This window comes from Saccharomonospora amisosensis (assembly GCF_011761185.1).
In the GTDB taxonomy this organism is placed as follows: domain Bacteria; phylum Actinomycetota; class Actinomycetes; order Mycobacteriales; family Pseudonocardiaceae; genus Saccharomonospora_A; species Saccharomonospora_A amisosensis.
The window spans coordinates 185,332-204,128 of record NZ_JAAOYM010000001.1 but is presented as its reverse complement, the minus strand read 5'-3'; the positions used below and the strand labels follow the sequence as shown (position 1 = coordinate 204,128).

The window sequence follows — 18,797 nt, the reverse complement described above, 5'->3', positions numbered from 1 at the left end:
TTACCACCCCCTTCCTACCCTCGGTAGCATGGTGGGTATGAAGGTCAGCGTCAGCCTGCCGCCCGACGACATCGAGTTCCTCGACCACTACGCCCGCGAACACGAGATCGGCTCACGTTCGGCGGTGCTACACCGCGCCGTCGAACTGCTCAAGGCGGCACAACTCGGTGATGCCTACGCGCAGGCATGGCGCGACTGGGACGAAACCGAAGCGGCAGACTGGGACGCCACGGCGGCCGACGGGTTGCGACCGTAGATGCGCAGGGGCGACATCTACCTCGCCGACCTCGACCCCACGCGCGGCAGCGAAACCAGCAAGCAACGCCCGGTAGTGATCGTCGGCAACGACGGAGCCAACGGCACCGCCAGCCGACTCGGCCGGGGTGTCGTCACCGTGGTGCCCGTGACGTCGAACGTGGCCCGCGTCTACCCGTTTCAGGTGCTGCTCCAGGCGGGCGAATCCGGGTTGCGCCATGCCTCGAAGGCGCAGGCCGAGCAGGTGCGCTCGATCGCTGTCGAGCGACTCGGCAACCGCCGGATCGGCAGGCTCGGCTCCGCCTCGCTTCGGGCGCTCGACGACGCATTGCGGCTGCATCTCGCGCTCTGATCACATCGCCGAATTGTTCTCCCCGCGGCAACATTCCGATTCAGAGCCAAGTTCGTTATTTGCCAACATTGGCCCCCGAAAACTTACGAAATCGGTCGGTTACGATTCGGCGGCCGCGCGAACCGCGGCACCAATTTGTTGAGATTCGCCACCGAACTCTGGGGGTCGAGTGCGACCAAGATTCATCACCGCCGCGGTAATCGCGCTTCCGCTGGGCCTGGTGCCCGTCGTGTCAAGCGCGGAACCTCCACCCGGGACTCCGGCCGCGGTGAAACCCGTCATCGACACCGTTCCGCTCGCGGCCGCACGTGGCGTCGCAGAGTCGGGAAAGGTGAGAGAGCTGGAACCCGACCGCACGTTCGCCATGGCGGCGGTGCGCTGGACCGGAAACGCTCCCGACGTGCTCGAGGTGCAGGCCCAAGACTCCGAAGGCGAATGGGGCGAGTGGGTGGAACTGGAGACGGTGGACGGGCTCGACACGGGCAAGCCGGGCAGCCGTAAGGCGAGCGAGCCGGCATGGGTCGGCGACTCGACCGCGCTCAGGGTGCGCGCGGAACGCGGCGACTCACCTGTGAATGCCCAGTCCTTCTCCGTCGTGCTGATCGACCCAGGGACCAGCAGCAGCGACGCCATCGCCCCGAGAGCCGGTATTACCACCGAGCAGCCGACGGTGATCAGCCGCGCGAGCTGGGGCGCGGACGAGTCGATCCGCACGCAGTGCTTCGCCGAGCAGGGCATCGGGGTCGAGTACAGCCCGACGGTGAAGGCCGTGACAATCCACCACACGGCAGGGGAAAACGACTACACCGCGGCCGATTCCGCCAGGATCGTGCGTGGCATCTACGCCTACCACGCGCAATCCCTGCAGTGGTGCGACATCGGCTACAACGTGCTGGTCGACAAGTACGGGCAGCTCTTCGAGGGTCGCTACGGTGGCCTTGACCTTCCCGTGTGGGGCGCGCACGCGGGTGGCTTCAACAAGTACACCACCGGCATCTCGATGCTCGGCACCTACACCGACGTGGCGCCGAGTGCCGAGCAGTTGGAGGCCGTTTCGAGGTTCGCGGCGTGGAAGCTGTCGCGCGGCTACCGCGACCCCGCGGGAACCGTCACCCTCGTTTCCGGCGGTGGCGGCACCGCGAAGTACCCGCAAGGCACCGAGGTCACGCTGCCGACGATCTACGGCCACCGAGACGTCGGCTACACCGAGTGCCCTGGCGAGCTCGGTTACCAGCAACTGCCCGCCATCCGGCAACGGGTCGGGGAACTGATGGGTGACTGGACCTCCAGCCCGATCTACCAGCGCTGGCAGTCCGACGGCGGCGACTCCGGGCCGCTGGGTGGCGTGTACCAGCTCGAACAAGCGGCAGCCGATGGTGGGCTGCGCACGACCTTCGACTCAGGGGCAGCCTCGGTGTACTGGTCGGCAGGCACCGGAGCACACCTCATCCAGGGTCCGATCCGCGACACGTGGGACCGCTACGGCAGCGAGACCGGGCATCTGGGCTACCCCAAGACGGACGAGCACGCCACGCCGGACGGCGTGGGACGTTACAACCACTTCGCCAAGGAAGGCGGCTCCATCTACTGGACGCCCGAAACGGGTGCACACGAGATCCGGGGCGCGATCAGGTCGAAGTGGGCGGAACTCGGCTGGGAACGCAGCGTGCTGCGCTACCCCAAGACCGACGAACACGGCACCCCCGACGGCGTCGGCCGCTACAACCACTTCCAGTACGGCTCCGTCTACTGGACACCCAGCACCGGAGCACACGCCATCTACGGCGCCATCAAGTCGAAGTGGGCGCAGCTCGGCTGGGAACGCAGCGTGCTGCGCTACCCCAAGACCGACGAACACGGCACCCCCGACGGCGTCGGCCGCTACAACCACTTCCAGTACGGCTCCGTCTACTGGACACCCAGCACCGGAGCACACGCCATCTACGGCGCCATCAAGTCGAAGTGGGCACAGCTCGGCTGGGAACGGTCGTTCCTGGGCTACCCGACCAGTGACGAGTTCGCCATCTCCGGTGGACGCCGCAGCAACTTCCAGCACGGCTACATCACCTGGAACGCCTCCACAGGGGCGACCACGGCCTACTCCTACTGACGGGCGGCAGGCCTTGCGTCGAGCTGTCACGCCGATAGTGGTCGCGCTCCTTGCCTCGACGGCAGGGTGCGCGACCACCTCGGGCTCACCCGTTTCACTCCCACCACCGCAGGCCTCGACCTCGGTGGAGAGCACGCAGGCCGTGCTGTCCACCGAGCAGGCCGCGGCGCGCTACCTGGCGATCGTCGAGCCGTACAACCGTGCGCTGGAACGACTCGAGCAGGCGGTCAACGCCGGGCAGCCACTGTCCACGCTCAACGCCCTCGCCGCCGAGACCGCCACCGCCAACGAGCGGCACCTGCGAGAGCTGGAGTCGACTCGCTGGCCGCCCGAAGTCGATGCCGCGGTGGCTCGGCTGGTGGACGATTCGAAGCAGGCACAGCGGTACTGGCACCAGGCACAGCGGGCAGACACCCGCCAGGATCTGATCGACGCGGTGATCAGCGCCGCCGAGCACGACGGCGGGCAGGCCGCCGCAACCATCCGTGGACTGCTCGGTCTGGACGACTACGACGAGGGTACCTACGGCGGCTGAGCCCGCCTGCCGAGCGAGGTCGGCCACGTGGCCGGTTGAACCCTTGTCGCGTCCCGCGCGGTTGTGGCACACACTCGACGTATGCAGAAGTTCTCGCTTGACGCGATGGCCCGCGAACTCCTCCAGCGCGCCGCCACGGCGCGTCACGGCCGAAGCGCCGACACCGTCTACGGAGGCCACGAGCACGTACTGCGGCAGACGGTGATCACCCTCACCGCGGGAAGCACGCTCGCCGAGCACGAGAATCCTGGCGAGGCGACGTTGTTCGTGCTGCGTGGCCGGGTCAGGCTGCACTCCGGGGAGGTGTCCTGGGACGGGATCTCAGGTGACCTGATCGTCATCCCGCAGGCCAAGCACAGCCTCGAGGCGTTGCAGGACTCGGCCGTGCTGCTCACCGTCGCCAAGCTCGGCTGAGCCGGCAGGCGGCGCCGTCAATCCCGGCGGCCGGGTCCTTTCGCCTCGACGCGGTCGCCCACCAACTCGGCATGCCTGTCACGGATACCCCTGATCAGCAGTGAGAGGCCGTAGTCGAACGTCTGCACAGGCGAGTCGGGACGGCCTCGGACAGCGGCGGCGAGGTACGGAAAGCGGGCGGGGTCGCGGACGAGCTCGCCGAGTTCGTGGTCGTTGACGTCGGTGTCGACCTCGCGGGCCGCCTCCGACTGCCATTCCAGGGCCATTCCCGTGATGTAGCCGCCGAGCACGAGGAACACCTGCTGCGCCTCGGCAGCGGTGAAGCCGGCCGCGACCAGTTCCGCCAGTCCGGCCTCGATGTCGGGCAACGTTTCCGGTGTCGGCCGGTTTCCGGCCACCACCTGCGGCGCGTCCGGTACGGACAGCATCGCCCGAAACATCGCGCTGCACCGCTGTTCGAGCCATTCCCACCACGGTTGTCCCTCGGCGGGTCGGTTGTCCATACCGGCAAGGCCGCGCCGCAGCAGTTGCTCCGCCACCGCGTCGAGCAACTCGCGCTTGCCGGAGATGTACCAGTACAGCGTGGGCGCCGAGATACCGAGTTCGGTGGCGATGCGGCGCAGTGACACCGCCGCGAGACCGCGCTGCTCCATCAGCTCGACGGCCTTGTTCACGATCGCGGCCTTCGACACCGGTTTGCCAGGAGAGTCAGCCGACACACTTGACACCCTAACACTGTTAGAGAGATGCTTCCTCTAACGGCGTTAGGGAGAGGGGTTCCATGTCCGACCACCACGCGGTGCACGTCAGGGGACTGCGGAAGTCCTACGGCGACCTACATGCGGTGAAAGGCATCGACCTGGACGTCGCCGAGCGAGAGATGTTCGGCTTCCTCGGCCCCAACGGGGCAGGCAAGACCACCGCGATCAAGATCCTGTGCACGATCGCCGACGCGACAGCAGGCTCGGCGACCGTGGCCGGGTGTGACGTGCGCAGCCAGCGGGCCGAGGTCCGCCGCCGGATCGGCGTGGTGTTTCAGGACCCGACACTGGACACCTACCTGACCGCGGAGCAAAACCTGCGCTTCCACGGTGAGCTGTACGGGATGCCGAGGCGGCTACTGCGCGAACGCATCACGGAGGTGCTCGACATGGTCGGCCTCGCGCGGCGAAGACACGACATCGTGCAGAAGTTCTCCGGCGGAATGAGGCGCAGGCTGGAGATCGGGCGCGGGCTGCTGCACGCGCCGAAGGTGCTGTTCCTCGACGAGCCCACCATCGGCCTCGACCCGCAGACGAGAGCGTCCATCTGGGACTACATCGCCGAGCTGCGTGGCAAGCAAGACATCACGATCTTCGTGACCACGCACTACATGGAAGAGGCCGAGTACTGCGACCGCATAGCGATCATGAACCACGGCGAGATCGTCGTCACCGACACGCCCGACGCGCTGAAGAGCAGCGTGGGTAAGGACCGGGTACGCATCCGCACCGAGAACGACACGCTCGCCATCGAGCGGCTACGACAACTGTTCCAGCTCGACGCGGCGATCCACGACGGCATGGTGACGTTCTCGGTGAGCGAGGGAGCGCAGTTCGTGCCGAGGTTGTTCTCCTCGCTCGGAGTCGCCATCGACACGGTGACGGTGACCAGGCCCAGCCTCGACGACGTCTTCATGGCCTACACCGGCCGCACCATGTCCGACACCGAGCAGGCGGGCGACCCGAGCACGTTCGCGCGCATGCTGGCCAAGCGCTGATGCCCAGGAGCACACTATGACAGCACCGAACACAGTCGACGAAAGATACCCGGTGCCCGCAACGCCCGGCGGAATCGCGCACGAGCTGCGCGCCACCGCGATGGTGTGGCGCAGGGAGCTGATCCGCTTCCGGCACGACCGGACCCGGATGTTCGCACTACTGTTGCAACCACTGCTGTTCCTGTTCGTGATGGGCACGGGACTGTCCAGCGTGGTCCGCGACACCGGAGGGCTGGACTTTCGAACCTTCCTGTTCCCCGGCGTGCTCGCGATGTCGGTACTGTTCAGCGCGGCCTTCGCGGGCATCTCACTGGTGTGGGACCGCGAGTTCGGCTTCCTGCGGGAGATGCTGGTAGCACCGGTGAGCAAGTCGGCGATCATCCTCGGCAAGTGTCTCGGTGGTGCCACCACCGCCACCTTGCAGACGGTGGTGCTGCTCGCACTCGCCGGGCTCGTCGGGGTTCCCTACGACCCGCTGCTGCTGCTCACACTGCTGGCGCTGCTCTTCGTCGGCTCGCTCATGCTCACCGCACTCGGGGTGCTGATATCGGCACGTATCAAGCAGTTGCAGGCGGCCATGCCCGCCACCCAGCTCATCATCACCCCGATGATGTTCCTGTCCGGCGCGCTGTTCCCGATGAGCAACCTGCCGGATTGGCTTGCCGTCCTCACCAAGATCAACCCGTTGACCTATGTCGTGCAACCCATGCGCGCGGTGGTCTTCGACCACATCGACATCACACCGGCCGCACTCGCCGCCTTCGACCCGTCGATCACCTGGGCCGGGTGGCAGGTGCCGATCGCACTGCAGGTCCTGGTCGCGCTTGCCTGCACCGGCGCGATCGTGGTCGCGGGTGTCGCGCTGTTCAACCGAACGGACTGAGACCGCAAGGAGCGACCCCCCATCCCTCGCACCGAAGGAGACCACGTTGCGGTTGCGACGACGACCGGTTGTCGCCGGTGCCACGACATGCTCTGTGGGCAGGCTCGGTGTCGTGGCACTGCTGGACGCCTCCGGGCCGTTCTTCCGGCCGAGGGAGGAGGTACTGCTCGGCGCGACGGAGGCCGACTGGCGGCGTGCCCGGCGGGTCGATCCGGGGGCGTTCGGCGCCGACGGCGAGTGGCTGCTGGACTTTCGCTGTTTCGCGGTCCGCCGCCCGGGTGGGCAGGTGACCCTGATCGATGCCGGGGTGGGCCCCGAGGGCAGCCCCGCTTCCGGTTGGGCGCCGGTGCCGGGAAACCTGCCGCGGCGGCTCGCCGCCGCGGGGATCGACCCGCTCGACGTGGACCTCGTGGTGCTCACCCACCTGCACGGTGACCACCTCGGCTGGTCGGTACTCCCCAGCGGGGTACCCATGTTCGGCAACGCGCGCTACGCGGTACAGCGGGTCGAGATCACCGCGCTACGGGACAACGGCGACGAGGTCATCGAGCCGCGAGTGTTGCAACCGTTGCGGCGCACCGGTCAACTGCAGGTGATCGACGGCCGCACCCGCCTGTTCGGCGGGGCGGCGGAGGGAATCGTCGCGGTGCCCACCCCCGGCCACACCCCGGGACACCAGTCCGTGCTCGTCGAGGCGGGACGCCGCCGGGTCGTCGTCACCGGCGACGTCGCGGTGCACGCGGTGCAACTGGTCAACCCCGACGTCGCCTACCACTACGAGTCGGACCCCGACACCGCGAGGCGGACCCGGCGCACGCTGTTGGCACAGGCCCGCCGAAAACGCACACTGCTGGCGACCTCGCACCTCACGGAGCCGTTCGTCCGGGGTCGCCTGCCTCGCCAGGGGATCGCCTCGCCGCGTTGATCACCTCGTCGAGCACTTCGCGAGAGTTGGCCAGTTCCTTGATCACCCGGTTGATCCGGTCGCGTTCGGCGACCAGGTCGGTGACCAGTTGCGCGGTCGCGATCTCCGACGGCCCGCCGTCGGCGTCGCGCATGCAGGGGAGCAGCCGCGCGATCTTCTTGCTGTTCAGCCCTGCGGCGAACAACTCCTGGATGCGGATGACCCTGTCGACGGCATGTTCCGGATAGTCCCGATGACCGCCCGTCGTGCGACCCGCAGCCAGCAGACCTTGCTGCTCGTAGTAGCGAAGCGAACGCTCACTGACCCCGGTACGCCGGGCAAGCTCACCGATCCGCATGTCACCTCGAGGTTGACTCTGACATTGATGTCAGATTTTACCGTGGCCGTATGACGAACACAGCCGGCAATCAACTCTTCCACTACAGCCCGATCACCGAACGCCCCGCCATCAACTGGCCCGGCGGAGCCAGGGTGGCTGTCTACGTCGGGCTCAACATCGAGCATTTCCTCCTCGACCGGCCTTCGACGAGCATCTGGCCAGGCACGGCCGAACTGGTCCCCGACGCGCTCAACTACGGGTGGCGCGACTACGGGGTGCGCGTGGGTATCTGGCGTACGATCAAGACCCTGGACCGCTACGGGATCCGCGCGAGCGCGTTGCTGAACTCAGCGGCGGCCGAGCACTACCCGCAGATCGTCAAGGCGGGCATGGACCGGAACTGGGCCTGGCTCGCGCACGGGCGGACCAATTCGATCCTGCACAGCGGAATGAGTCGCGACGAGGAACGTCGAGTCCTCACCGAGATCGTTGACACGATCACCGCCGCGACCGGCCGCCATCCGCTCGGCTGGATGGGTCCCGGCCTGACCGAAACATTCAACACTCCCTCGCTGCTGGCAGAGCTCGGCTTGACGTACACATTGGACTGGACCAACGACGACCAGCCGTACGACCTGGAGGTACCCGGGTTGATCAGCGTTCCGTACTCGGTGGAGCTCAACGACCTGCTGTTGTTCGCAAGGGGGCTGAGCGGACCGGAGTTCGTGAGGCTGGTGCAGGACCAGTACGAGCAGCTGCGCGCCGACTCCGAGCACGGCGGCCGCGTCATGGCACTGGCCCTGCATCCGTTCGTGATCGGGCAGCCGTTCCGAGCCAAGTACCTGGATCAGGCACTGCGATACCTCGCCGAGCAGCCCGACAGCTGGCTCACCACCAGCGACGAGATCGCCGAGCACTACCGAAGCACACGCTGAGCCCGCGTGCAGCCCCCTCGCCGAGCAGCCTCAGCGCCGCGGCCTCGGTTCCAGCATGGGGACGAGGTACCGCCTGGCCACCTCGGCCAGTTGTTCGTCGTCCTCGATGTCGATGATGTGGCTGGGAATCGCCAGGAAAGACGCGGATATCCGAACCATCAGCTCGGCCACGAGGTCGGTGTCGAGTTCCTTCGACACGTTGCCCGCGTGTTGCTCGTGTCGCAGCTGACCCGCGACGAACTCGCGAACGGTGGCAAGGGTTCGCCCGCCATCACTGATCATGGAAGGCGCGACCAGGTCCGGTTCGACCGCGAGCAGCCCGCCGATCAGCGGGTTGCCTCGGATCGCGCGCAGCGAGCTGACGAAGCCGAGCACCACCCGGTCGGCGACGGACTCGGCCTGCTGGATGTCGAGCAGGAACTGATCGAAGTATCGACGGAACTCTCGCCGGACCACCTGTTCCACCAGCACGTCCTTGGTGGCGAACCGGCGGTAGACGGTGATCCGGGAAACGCCTGCGCGTTTGGCGACGTCTTCCATGGTGGAACGCTGGATGCCCATCCGGCAGAACTGCTCGTACGCCGCGTCGAGCACGCGGGCTCGGGTGGGGTCCAGGTCATCGACCTGCTCGACGGCGTCGATGAAGGCGCGCTCCAGTAGGGACTCGGGCCCCGAGGCCGCTCCGGCGCGGGACAGCGAACGTTCCACGACACCTCCTGAGACTGCCGATTCTGCCTCAATCGCCGACGGTCGCCGCCACGGTGGGCCTTGTGATGCGCACCATGGTGTGCTCTCATGGTGATACACAGATGCATATCGTGTTTCATCGTATCAAGGTGCTCTCGGCCTCGAGGAGGAGGAGCGAAGGCATGGACAAGCTCAACAGGCGCAATGTGTTGCGGGCAGGTGGAGCGTTAGGCGCGATCGGTGCGCTGAGCTTGGCGACCCCCGCCCAAGCACGTCCACTGTGGACATGGTCGGCAAGGGGTTCGGTCGCCGGCACCGGAGCGGGCCTCGATCCCCGGTGGGTGTGGGACGAGGAGGCCGACCCACTGGTCGCTTCACTGCTCGACCGCGGTGACGTGCCGAAGGTGAACGAGTTGCTGCGGACGTGGACGAAGAACAGCCAGCCGCTGCCGGACGGCCTGCCGACCGACCTGCGCGACTTCATGGAGCACGCCCGCCGGATGCCGTCGTGGGCAGACCAGGAAAAGCTCGCCACCGCGGTGGAGTTCAACGAGAAGCGTGGCCTCTACCTCGGTGTGCTGTACGGGCTCGCCAGCGGCATGATGAGCACGGTCATCCCCAAGGAAGCGCGTGCGGTCTACTACTCGCAAGGCGGCGCGGACATGAAGGACCGCATCTCCAAGACCGCCAAACTGGGCTACGACATCGGGTCACGCAACGCCTACGAACCCGATGGCGAGATGATCGTGACCTGCGTCAAGACCCGGCTGGTGCACGCTGCGGTGCGTCACCTGCTGCCGCAGTCGCAGTACTGGCAGGGCGCCGCCGACGAGGAGATCCCGATCAGCCAGGCCGACATGATGGTCACCTGGCACAGCCTGCCGACGACCGTCATGCAGAAGCTGACAGCGTGGGAGGTACCGATCCCGGACGCGGAATCCGAGGCGTTCCTGCACTCCTGGCAACTCGGCGCGCACATGCTCGGAATCAAGGACGAGTACATCCCCGCGTCGTGGAGCGAGGCCAACTCCCAGGCCAAACAGGTCCTCGACCCGATACTGGCGCCGACACCCGAGGGCATCAAGCTCGCCGACATCCTGCTCAGCCTCGGCGCGGAAGTCGACGGCGGCATCCTCAGCAAGCCGATCCTCGGCTCGTTCACGCGTTTCATGCTCGGCGACGAGATCGCCGGATGGCTTCAGATCCCCAGGGAGCCGCTCTGGGACACGCTGCTCAACACGTTCTGGGGGCCGTTCATCCTGGCCCGCGAGGGTCTGCTCCCCTTCCCCGGGGCGAAGGAGACCTACTGGTTGTTCGAGGAGTTCATCCGCCAGGCCGCCCTGATCTACCTGTCCGAAGCACGCCCGATCAGCATCGAGATCCCGCAGACCAACCGCCCGTCCTGAGCACCGCCGCGGCTACCGAATTCGGGCCCGGAATCCGGTGGGTTCCGGGCCCGAGCGGCCTCCGGTCGCCGTTCGCGTTGCGGGCATTGACCCTTTCGACGTTCGGGCATAGCTTCTCACCCGCATTCAGATACGTAGATACTCTTCTCGTATTTGTGTTTCAGCAAGTTCGCATGACGGAACTCAGCAGACGCAAGTTGCTGAACTCGGGCGAAGCCCCTGGGGCGCCGTGCCCACCGCCGTCAGCAGGCAAGCTCAAGGGCAGCCAACCGGCGCCGGTCGGCCAGAATGTCGATCTCGGCGATCAACCCGTCCACCACCGTGAACGCCAACACCGCAGCCGGCCGACCACCGATCATCGAGACGATCCCCGGGCCGCCGTTGACAACCGCGAACCGCGCCGCGAGCCCGGCCGCCCGGTACGAAGCCGCCTGCCCGGCGACCTCGGCCGCGCCCCGCACAAGCTTCGAGCCCGCCCCACCGGTGTCCACCCGAAGCACGGCATCAGGATGCAGCAGGGCAACCAGACCCGCGAAGTCACCGCCACGCGCGGCCGCCCACCACGCGTCCACAATCTGGCGCTGCCGGGCGCGGTCCGGTTGCCCTGCGGTCGCCGCACCCTGCACCCGCCGCCGGGCGCGGCTGGCGAGCTGACGAGCCGCGGCCGGAGTGCGGCCCACCATCGGGGCGATATCGTCGAACGGCACCGCGAACATGTCGTGCAGCACGAACGCGAGCCGCTCCGCCGGGTCGAGCGTTTCCAGCACCACCAGCAGCGCGAGGCTCACGGTGTCGGCAAGGACGCCATGTTCCTCGGGATCGCCCTCGCCCGACTGCACGACCGGGTCGGGTACCCGCACGTCCAGCGGGTCCTCCCGCCTGCTCGCCCGCGAGCGCAACATGTTGAGGCACTGCCGCGAGACGATCGTGGTGAGCCACCCGCCGACGTTGTCGACGTCGTCACCGCGGGCACGCGAAACCCGCAGCCAGGCTTCCTGCACCGCGTCATCGGCCTCGGCGAACGAACCGAGCATCCGGTAGGCCAGCGCCCTCAGCCGGGGTCGGTGTTCCTCGAACCGTGCTGCCCAGAATTCCTCGTCCTGCACTGTCACATCCTCTCTTCGTGGCGGGTCACCTGCATGACCCGCCCGAACGGGCAGGCGTGACAGCGGGAGGAAAGATGCAAGCTCGAATGACCAACCCCGTGATGGTGGTGCCGGACGCGATGAAGGCGCTACACGCACTGAGCAAGGCCGCTCAGTCGAGCACACTCGCGGAGACGACCCATCAGCTCATCCATCTTCGGGTGAGCCAGATCAACGGCTGCAGCCTCTGCGTCGACATGCACGCCAGAGAACTGCGAGACGCTGGAGAGAAGGCCGAGCGGATCTGGGGAGTGGGGGCTTGGCGAGAATCGCCCTACTTCAGCGAAGCCGAACGTGCGGCGCTGGCGCTGGCCGAGTGCGTGACCCGCCTCGCGGATCGGCCCGACCCCGTGCCCGACTCGGTGTGGGACGACGCAGCCGCACACTACGACGAGCAGCAGTTGTCTTCGCTGCTGCTGTCGATCGCGGCGATCAACGTCTGGAACCGGCTCAATGCCGCGACCCGGCAACCTGCGGGCTCCGCCTGGTGAACCCGGCGCAACCTCGGCGCTGAGCGGCCGCGGCGTCGAACTCGGCAGGGTAAACGCTGGAGTTCGACGCCGCTGGGGCCGCAATTGCGGCCCGCCGCATGAGGGCGCCCCCGCGCTCGCGGAAACCTTGACACACGCTGTCGGGGTTTGGCGTGAGCATGATTTCGCCGGCTCCGGCAGTGGATCCGGACCCGCGAAACCATGACAGACGGGATTTCCATGTACGAAACACCGGATGAACTGCGCGAGCTCCAAGCGCTCCTTGATACCTCGCTTTCCCGCTCCACCTCTCACCTGCGGTCGATAATCAGCGCCGAGCGCACTCTGACCGCGCAGCAACTCACCCAGGTTCTCACCGGAATGTGCACTCTGGCCCTGTCCACGGTCACAGCGAAAGGGCAGCCGCGGATCAGCGGCGCGGACGGGCATTTCCTCCACGGAATGTGGCATTTCGGCACGGCGCGTTCGGCGGCCAAAGCCCGCCACCTCGCCGCTCGACCTGCCGCCAGCGTCGCGCACCTGCGTGGTGATGATCTGGGCGTATTCACGCACGGCACGGTGGAGGTCCTGAACCCTCCCGGCCGCGCACCGTCCGAAAGCTGGCTGGAAACGCTGCGACACCTGAAAAGCTGGTACGGCGAGGACTTCTTCGACTGGGACAGCGACGTGGTCTACTACCGGCTGCGCCCGCACTGGATGACCGTCTACGCCCCCGACCTCGCCAAGCTCACCACGCCATAACGGGACGAAACTCGTTCGAGCCGCCGAGAACGGCCTTGCCACTCGTTTCGGCCACCCACTGCCGCAGTCGGCCCACACCGACGCCCGAAGTGCGGGCCGCGGCGGGCCCGCAGAGGGGCGCGCCGTACTGCGGCCGTCGCGGCGGAGACAGTGCTTGGCTGCCGCCGGCCGCATCCGACCGGCAGTTCGGTGCGGCGGTCGAATTCCCTTTCAGCAGGTTATGCGGGGGTCGTTTCGACATTGGCCTGCCAGGTCCCACTCCGCAGGCAAGGCCGACCGCAACGTTGGGCGGAATCGGTGTCGGCCGCCGTGACCCTTGATGTACGGTGCTGATCAACTGAGTTGAACGCTGGGGCAGTGAGCGACCGTTACATGGAGGTCCCGCCTAGTGCTTACCTGTTCGTGGAGGTCCAGGGTGGTACTGGGAAACGCTGCGCTCGCGGGTCCTTGTGTCTTCCGGCGCCGCTTGTCGGCGGGCGATTCCCGAGTGGATGTGGAGGAACAACTGCATGACTGCCGCAGTTGCTGATCATGCGAGGCCACCAGGCCCCTCGGCCCCCGAGTCTGGACCCGGTCACCAGGGGCGGCGGCCCGGTATGGCTTCGGTGGTCGGCGGGCTCGCTGTCGTCGCCGTGGCCGGGGGTTTGCTGGGCGGAGGCTTGGCCACGCTGCCGTCCACGGCGGCTGCCGTACTGAGCACGCTCGCTGTGCTCGTGATGGGAGGCGGTGGCTGGTGGGTTTGGTGGAGGATAACCGTGGCCGTGAACCTGCTCGAGGAGGAGATCGAGCGGGAGCGTTCTGCGCGTGAGCACGCGCAGAACCATGCGGCACAGGTCGTCAGTACCGCCAACGATCGAATTCAACAGGCGACCTGGCGAGCAGCCCAGGTGGAGCGGGGCGCACTGCTGGGGGCCGGCCTGCGCAGTCTGACCGCCCGGGTTCGCATGTTGCTGCGTCTGGCGATTCACCGGCTGGACGACCTCGAGCGTCAGATCACCGACCCGGAGCTGCTCAGGAGCGCGTTCGCGGTCGACCATGCGATCACGCGAGCATGGCATGACACCAACTGCATCGCGATCCTGGGCGGCGAGGTGCTCCAGCGGCGGGCGCCCGAGCCGGTCCACATCAACTCGGTGCTGAGGAGCGCTTCCAGTCCGTGCGAGCACTACCGCAAGGTCGTGGTCGTCCCTCCGCGCACCGACCACTACGTGGTGGGATACGTCGCTGAAGAGATCCAACTTGTGTTGACCGAGTTGCTGAAGAACGCCAGCTTCGTGACGCCCGAGCCGCACCAGGTAAGGGTGACGGCAGAGGAGGTGCCTGCTGGAGTGGCGCTCCAGGTCCAAAGTCCCGGGCTGTCCATGACGGACGAGCAGATACGTGAAGAGAACCGGATCCTGCGCTCGGCAACGGAGGAGGACCTCCGTGATCGGCTCGGTCGCGGGTCGTTCGGGCACGCGGTGGTCCACACGATCGCCAAGCGGCGGCAGCTCGCGGTGCAGTTGCGGCCGAACATTTTCGGTGGCGTGGACGCGATCGTGGTGGTGCCGTCTGCGCTGCTGGCCTCGCCTCCGGCCGAACTCGCCGAGCTGCGATCCGCCTCCACCGATACGGGACCGGTATCGCAAGGTCAGGAGCGGGTGGCTGCCGGCCGTACCGACCAGGAGAGGACATTGCCTGCTCCCAGCCAATCTCTGCCGCCCGACAACAGCGGCGCAGCGGAGCATGCTGGTGGCCAACACACAGCCGACGATCCGTCGGCGCCGTTGCCCCAGCGTCGGCCTGCGGCCGAGGCCGACCAGGCGCAGCCAACCTCCACGGCCGGAGACCTGGCGACACCCCCGCCGCTGCCGCAACGTACCGGGTCGTACCTACCGGCCGAGCTCTCGGCTGGTTCTCGCTCCCCGGGCAAACCGCAGCCTCATCCAGGCATCGTCACAGCGATGATGCGTCGAGAACCCACACGCGAAGCTGGACAGCTGGGAACGCCTTCCGCGCTGTCCGGAATGGAAGAAGAGGAACGCTCATGACGGCCAGCCTGACAAGCCTCCTGCGTGACACCATCCTCGCGACCGTTCCCCGGACTCGCTCAGTGTTGTTGTTGTCCTCGGATGGGATCAAGAAGGCTTGGGCCGGGGTCGAGACAGATACCGCTGATCAGATCGCGGCGGCGGTGAGCGGTCTACACGGTATGTCCGCGGCGGTGGGAGAGACGTGTGGCGGGAACCGGACCGTCCACCAGATGATGACCGAGGTCGGCGAGATCGTATTGTTGATCATGGGCGCCGCCGAAGGCTCACTGCTGGCTGTACTCGCCGATCGTGACGTCGATGCGGACATGCTCACATACCACATGGTTGATCTGCGCGGCAAGATCCAGACGCATCTGGAGACGCCACTGCGACAGACGGCGGCGTTGGTGTCGTCGACTCCGGAGGACGGGCGGTATGAGCGACGATGAAAGCGGTGGGATCGAAGGTATCGATCAGCCGCGACCATACTGCATTACGCAAGGCCGCACACAGCCGTGTGCTGACCTGGAGCTGATGACGCACGTGTGCGCGATCGGCGGCAACCAGAACGACCGAAGTGAGTTTCGGATGGAATACGCCGAGGCACTTCGATGGTGCCAGTTGCCCACATCGGTCGCTGAGATCGCCTCGCGCATGCGGCAACCGGCGAGCGCTGTCAAGGTCGTGATCGCTGATCTTGTGGTGCTCGGTAAGGTGCGTGTGGCCGCACCGAAGCATGCCCCCCCTTCCCTCGACGTGCTTGAGCGAGTCCTTGATGGTCTTACACGACTGCAGTACACCTGAGTTCCCCGAACAGCTCAAAGTGATCGTCGCGGGCGGCTTCGGTGCCGGCAAGACCACCTTTGTGGGCGCGGTCAGCGAGATTGAACCGTTGACCACTGAGGAGAGGTTGACGGTGGCCAGTGTCGGCACCGACGATCTGGCTGGTGTCGAAACCAAACAGTGCACCACGGTCGCGATGGACTTCGGTCGACGAACGTTCGCCGAGAACACCGTGCTGTACCTGTTCGGCACACCGGGGCAGAGCCGGTTCTGGTTCCTGTGGGACGAGCTTTGCCACGGAGCGACCGGCGCTGTGGTGCTGGTGGACACCCGTCGGCTGCAGGACAGTTTCCCTGTCGTCGAGTTCTTCGAGAAACGCCGGATACCGTTCGTCGTCGCCGTCAACCTGTTCGACGGGGCATATCGGTATCCAGCCAGTGAGGTCCAGCGGGCCCTGGGGCTGGGGCATGAGATTCCGGTGGTGAGGTGCGACGCGCGCCGGGGACCGGATGCCCGTGACGTCCTGGTCGCGCTGATCCGTCACATCCTGCACCAGCTGCACCCGCTAAGCAGATGAGATCGTAGTGAGATCGGGAGAAACACGGCATGGACTTTTTCGACGTGACCACCGACCGCAGGCGTGACCGGCCGACGAAGGGCGACCGGGCAGGTGTGATGGGTCGGCTCCAAGCTCTGGGACTTGGCAAGTTCGCCATCGCGGGATTTGATCAGTGCGCCGCGACGCTGGCGAAAACGCTGTCCTACCCCTACGGAATGGTCAACTTGATCACCGACGAGCAGTATTTCGCCGGGCTCTACACGCCTGGGATGGGTGACAGCGGTGAGGTGGGGCAGGTGCGGGCGATCGCCACTCACGGGCCCAGCGTCGAGCGCACGATGCGGCTCGATCACGGGTTCTGCCCCCACACTGTGGAGCGACGCACTCCGTTCCCCCTGGGAGACGTGCGCGACTTCACCAGGTTCCGAAGCAATCCCGTCGTGGACATGCTCGGGATCCAGTCCTACCTCGGCGCCCCGCTGATCGACTCGACGAACACCGTGGTGGGCACGGTGTGCGTGATCGACACACAGCCGCACCATCTCACCAAGGACGACGTCGCGGTGATCGAGTCCGTGGCCGACAAGCTGGTCCGGGTGATCACGGCAGCCAACGCGGACACCGCTGCGATCGACTCCGGTGCCAGCGAGCTGGCCAGGGCGCTCAGCCAGTCCGAGGTTCGATGGGCTCGTTGACCATCTCCGCGCTGCGCATCAGGTGGTCGCGGTGAGTGACCGAAAACGGCGGGTTCGTGTTGGTGCCAAGTGCCCGTTCGGCCAGCCGAATGCGCTGGACGTCCGACGTGCCGCCGGGCGGGCCGATATGCCAGGCATCGCGTAGATACCGGGTGAGTGGGCGATCCGCCATGAGCCCGTGTGCGGCGTGCACGTCCATCGCACGCCGCAGCGTGTCCAAGGAGGTTTCGTAGTTGACCAGTTTGGCGTTGATCAGATCGTGGTCACAGGGCCGACCTTGGTCGAGCATGCTCACCGCGTTGTAGAGGACTGTCCGCGCGGTCATCAGGTTGGACTGCATGTGACCGATCTGTTGAATCACCGTGGGGAGGGCACTGAGCCGGTCACCGTAGCGTCTGTGCTGGTTGGCGAATCGGACGGTGTCCTCCACGATGGCGGTGTGGATTCCCAGCGAGACAGGAGCGAGATTGGGACGGCCGTAGAGAATGCTCGAGGAATGGGCGACGGCGAGGCCGCCGCCCTCCTGGCCGAGCCTGTTCTCGACAGGAATGCGGCAGTTGTCGAACACGAGCTCGCCGAAGCTGAAACCGTGCAGCCCGAGTGTCGGCTGCTGCGGCGCGAGGTGGAGTCCTTTCCGGTCGGCTTCGACAAGGAATGCGGTGAGCCCACCGGATCCCTCCCCGGTGCGGGCTACGACGCCGTGAAGGTCGCCGACGTGGGAGTTCCCGATGAAGACCTTTGATCCGTTGAGTACGTAGTGGTCGCCGTCGCGGTATGCGCTGGTGGTCATCCCGAGTACGTGGCTGCCTGCGTCGGCTTCGGTGACGACGATGGTCGGCAGGCACCGGCCGGCGGCGATTTCCGGTAGCCATCGCTGCTTCTGGGTCTCGTTGCCGAAGTGGATGATCTTCGCAACACCCAGCTGCGAGGCTTGCACCATGGCGCCCATGGCGCCGCACACGCGCGCCAGCTCTTCGATGATGATGGTCTTGGCGAGGTGGCCGAGGGCGAGTCCGCCGTATCGCCGCTCGATGGTGACGCCGATCCAGCCCTGCTCGGCGATCATCCGTGACAGCTTGCGGTGCACTGTGCCCGGTTGCTCCAGCTCGTCGATCCGGGGACGTATTTCGCTCTCGGCAAACTGACGGACCTGCTCGCGTAGTGCATCGTGCGTCGGAGTCGTGTTCCACGCGCCAAGGTAGGGGTGGAGGTCGATAGTGGTGGGTGTGGCCTGCATGAATAGGCTGTCGTCCGGCACAGTGCCCCTCCGCTTTCGTCGCGGCCAGCGAGCGATAGGCATGATCCACTGTCCCACACGCCATCGCAGACGATCTACCACCGAGCCGGTGATCGGTTACCTCACAGCCTGTCGCGACAGCGGCTCCAAAGCAGACGCGCGCCCCGTTGGAAACTGCGCGCCGGATGAGGGCCGAGCGAGTTTCCGCATGTGTGGGACGTGCCGGGTGAGCGTGGCGCCGCGGAACGCCTGCGTCCGATGCGACGTAGCGCGGTGTGCTGTGGAGGGTCGATTTGGATTGTCGCGCACCTCGGACGGGCTACCGGTTCCTGGCGCGGGCAGGCTACAGCCAGGTCGACGGCAACGTGTCCTGAAAGCGCACAGTGCACGCGTGGCGAAGGTGACGCAGCTTCGCGAACCGCCGGGCATCGTGGCCGATCTCGTGAGATTCGCACCCACTGTGGCTCCACCGTTGTGAAGCCCTCACGACCGCGGCATCGAAAGCCCAGTTCACGTGGTGGGCCGCCTGGGACTCGAACCCAGAACCTATGGAT

Annotated in this window: 22 protein-coding genes and 1 pseudogene; 18 read left to right on the top strand and 5 right to left on the bottom strand. The window is 66.5% G+C overall.

Features of this window, described 5'->3' with window-relative positions; all coding sequences use genetic code 11:
* The first annotated feature begins 28 nt into the window (after window positions 1-28).
* The 6 genes and pseudogenes from FHU38_RS01025 to FHU38_RS01005 all read left to right on the top strand — a co-directional run bounded on the left by FHU38_RS01025 (window position 29) and on the right by FHU38_RS01005 (window position 3,666).
* On the top strand, window positions 29-256 hold the full coding sequence (locus FHU38_RS01025; RefSeq protein WP_009156761.1) for a ribbon-helix-helix domain-containing protein: 228 nt from the start codon (window positions 29-31) through the stop codon (window positions 254-256).
* Window positions 257-607 (top strand): type II toxin-antitoxin system PemK/MazF family toxin, encoded by a 351-nt coding sequence (locus FHU38_RS01020; RefSeq protein ID WP_167165623.1) that lies wholly within the window; start codon window positions 257-259, stop codon window positions 605-607.
* 364 nt (window positions 608-971) lie between these two features.
* Window positions 972-1,817: pseudogene (locus FHU38_RS28230) on the top strand (peptidoglycan recognition protein family protein); the annotation flags it as partial.
* A 60-nt stretch (window positions 1,818-1,877) separates the two neighbouring features.
* Window positions 1,878-2,717, top strand: coding sequence for an LGFP repeat-containing protein (locus FHU38_RS28225; RefSeq protein ID WP_449314280.1), 840 nt, complete (start codon window positions 1,878-1,880; stop codon window positions 2,715-2,717).
* A 124-nt stretch (window positions 2,718-2,841) separates the two neighbouring features.
* A complete protein-coding gene (locus tag FHU38_RS01010) occupies window positions 2,842-3,252 on the top strand; it encodes a hypothetical protein (protein ID WP_167165619.1) in 411 nt (136 codons plus the stop codon).
* An 81-nt stretch (window positions 3,253-3,333) separates the two neighbouring features.
* Window positions 3,334-3,666, top strand: a complete 333-nt coding sequence (locus FHU38_RS01005; RefSeq protein WP_009156765.1) for a cupin domain-containing protein — start codon at window positions 3,334-3,336, stop codon at window positions 3,664-3,666.
* Window positions 3,667-3,683: 17 nt separating this feature from the next.
* Here the strand turns inward: FHU38_RS01005 and FHU38_RS01000 are convergent, their stop codons facing one another.
* A complete protein-coding gene (locus FHU38_RS01000; protein WP_167165617.1) occupies window positions 3,684-4,385 on the bottom strand; it encodes a TetR/AcrR family transcriptional regulator C-terminal domain-containing protein in 702 nt (233 codons plus the stop codon).
* 62 nt (window positions 4,386-4,447) lie between these two features.
* On the opposite strand from FHU38_RS01000, the gene FHU38_RS00995 reads away from it, so the two are divergent.
* The 3 genes from FHU38_RS00995 to FHU38_RS00985 are packed head-to-tail and all read left to right on the top strand — an operon-like array spanning window position 4,448 to window position 7,233.
* Complete coding sequence (locus FHU38_RS00995) at window positions 4,448-5,425, top strand: ATP-binding cassette domain-containing protein (protein WP_167165615.1); 978 nt, start codon at window positions 4,448-4,450, stop codon at window positions 5,423-5,425.
* A gap of 16 nt (window positions 5,426-5,441) precedes the next feature.
* Complete coding sequence (locus FHU38_RS00990; protein ID WP_009156768.1) at window positions 5,442-6,308, top strand: ABC transporter permease; 867 nt, start codon at window positions 5,442-5,444, stop codon at window positions 6,306-6,308.
* A gap of 46 nt (window positions 6,309-6,354) precedes the next feature.
* Entirely contained in the window at window positions 6,355-7,233 is an 879-nt protein-coding gene (locus FHU38_RS00985; RefSeq protein WP_009156769.1) for an MBL fold metallo-hydrolase, read from the top strand.
* Here FHU38_RS00985 and FHU38_RS00980 read toward each other — a convergent pair.
* Window positions 7,175-7,570: a MerR family transcriptional regulator gene (locus FHU38_RS00980; protein WP_009156770.1), complete on the bottom strand. Its 396-nt coding sequence runs from the start codon at window positions 7,568-7,570 to the stop codon at window positions 7,175-7,177. The genes FHU38_RS00985 and FHU38_RS00980 overlap by 59 nt on opposite strands.
* Window positions 7,571-7,620: 50 nt before the next feature.
* Here FHU38_RS00980 and FHU38_RS00975 point away from each other — a divergent pair, with 50 nt between their 5' ends.
* Window positions 7,621-8,487, top strand: coding sequence for a polysaccharide deacetylase family protein (locus FHU38_RS00975; protein ID WP_009156771.1), 867 nt, complete (start codon window positions 7,621-7,623; stop codon window positions 8,485-8,487).
* 30 nt (window positions 8,488-8,517) lie between these two features.
* On the opposite strand, the gene FHU38_RS00970 is transcribed toward FHU38_RS00975, so the two are convergent.
* Window positions 8,518-9,195 carry a TetR/AcrR family transcriptional regulator gene (locus tag FHU38_RS00970; protein ID WP_167165612.1) on the bottom strand — a complete coding sequence of 226 codons (678 nt, stop codon included), beginning with the start codon at window positions 9,193-9,195 and terminating at the stop codon, window positions 8,518-8,520.
* A 161-nt stretch (window positions 9,196-9,356) separates the two neighbouring features.
* Between FHU38_RS00970 and FHU38_RS00965 the strand changes: the two genes are divergently transcribed.
* The gene (locus tag FHU38_RS00965) at window positions 9,357-10,580 is read left to right on the top strand and encodes an oxygenase MpaB family protein (protein WP_009156773.1); all 1,224 of its coding nucleotides are present in this window, start codon (window positions 9,357-9,359) and stop codon (window positions 10,578-10,580) included.
* Between the two features lie 242 nt (window positions 10,581-10,822).
* Here the strand turns inward: FHU38_RS00965 and FHU38_RS00960 are convergent, their stop codons facing one another.
* Window positions 10,823-11,686 (bottom strand): sigma-70 family RNA polymerase sigma factor, encoded by an 864-nt coding sequence (locus FHU38_RS00960; protein ID WP_009156774.1) that lies wholly within the window; start codon window positions 11,684-11,686, stop codon window positions 10,823-10,825.
* 74 nt (window positions 11,687-11,760) lie between these two features.
* Between FHU38_RS00960 and FHU38_RS00955 the strand changes: the two genes are divergently transcribed.
* The 7 genes from FHU38_RS00955 (at window position 11,761) to FHU38_RS00925 (ending at window position 17,006) form a co-directional block, all read left to right on the top strand.
* Window positions 11,761-12,216 carry a carboxymuconolactone decarboxylase family protein gene (locus tag FHU38_RS00955; protein ID WP_009156775.1) on the top strand — a complete coding sequence of 152 codons (456 nt, stop codon included), beginning with the start codon at window positions 11,761-11,763 and terminating at the stop codon, window positions 12,214-12,216.
* Between the two features lie 219 nt (window positions 12,217-12,435).
* On the top strand, window positions 12,436-12,957 hold the full coding sequence (locus FHU38_RS00950) for a pyridoxamine 5'-phosphate oxidase family protein (RefSeq protein WP_009156776.1): 522 nt from the start codon (window positions 12,436-12,438) through the stop codon (window positions 12,955-12,957).
* 596 nt (window positions 12,958-13,553) lie between these two features.
* On the top strand, window positions 13,554-14,987 hold the full coding sequence (locus tag FHU38_RS00945) for an ATP-binding protein (RefSeq protein WP_167165610.1): 1,434 nt from the start codon (window positions 13,554-13,556) through the stop codon (window positions 14,985-14,987).
* On the top strand, window positions 14,984-15,418 hold the full coding sequence (locus FHU38_RS00940) for a roadblock/LC7 domain-containing protein (RefSeq protein WP_009156778.1): 435 nt from the start codon (window positions 14,984-14,986) through the stop codon (window positions 15,416-15,418). Before FHU38_RS00945 ends, FHU38_RS00940 begins: the two co-directional genes overlap by 4 nt.
* Window positions 15,405-15,773, top strand: a complete 369-nt coding sequence (locus FHU38_RS00935; RefSeq protein ID WP_009156779.1) for a DUF742 domain-containing protein — start codon at window positions 15,405-15,407, stop codon at window positions 15,771-15,773. The genes FHU38_RS00940 and FHU38_RS00935 overlap by 14 nt, the downstream gene beginning before the upstream one ends.
* Window positions 15,745-16,329: a GTP-binding protein gene (locus FHU38_RS00930; protein ID WP_009156780.1), complete on the top strand. Its 585-nt coding sequence runs from the start codon at window positions 15,745-15,747 to the stop codon at window positions 16,327-16,329. The genes FHU38_RS00935 and FHU38_RS00930 overlap by 29 nt, the downstream gene beginning before the upstream one ends.
* A 29-nt stretch (window positions 16,330-16,358) precedes the next feature.
* Window positions 16,359-17,006, top strand: coding sequence for a GAF domain-containing protein (locus FHU38_RS00925; RefSeq protein ID WP_009156781.1), 648 nt, complete (start codon window positions 16,359-16,361; stop codon window positions 17,004-17,006).
* On the opposite strand, the gene FHU38_RS00920 is transcribed toward FHU38_RS00925, so the two are convergent.
* Window positions 16,975-18,243, bottom strand: coding sequence for an acyl-CoA dehydrogenase family protein (locus tag FHU38_RS00920; RefSeq protein ID WP_167175280.1), 1,269 nt, complete (start codon window positions 18,241-18,243; stop codon window positions 16,975-16,977). The two genes, FHU38_RS00925 and FHU38_RS00920, sit on opposite strands and share 32 nt — an antisense overlap.
* Between the last annotated feature and the right edge of the window lie 554 nt (window positions 18,244-18,797).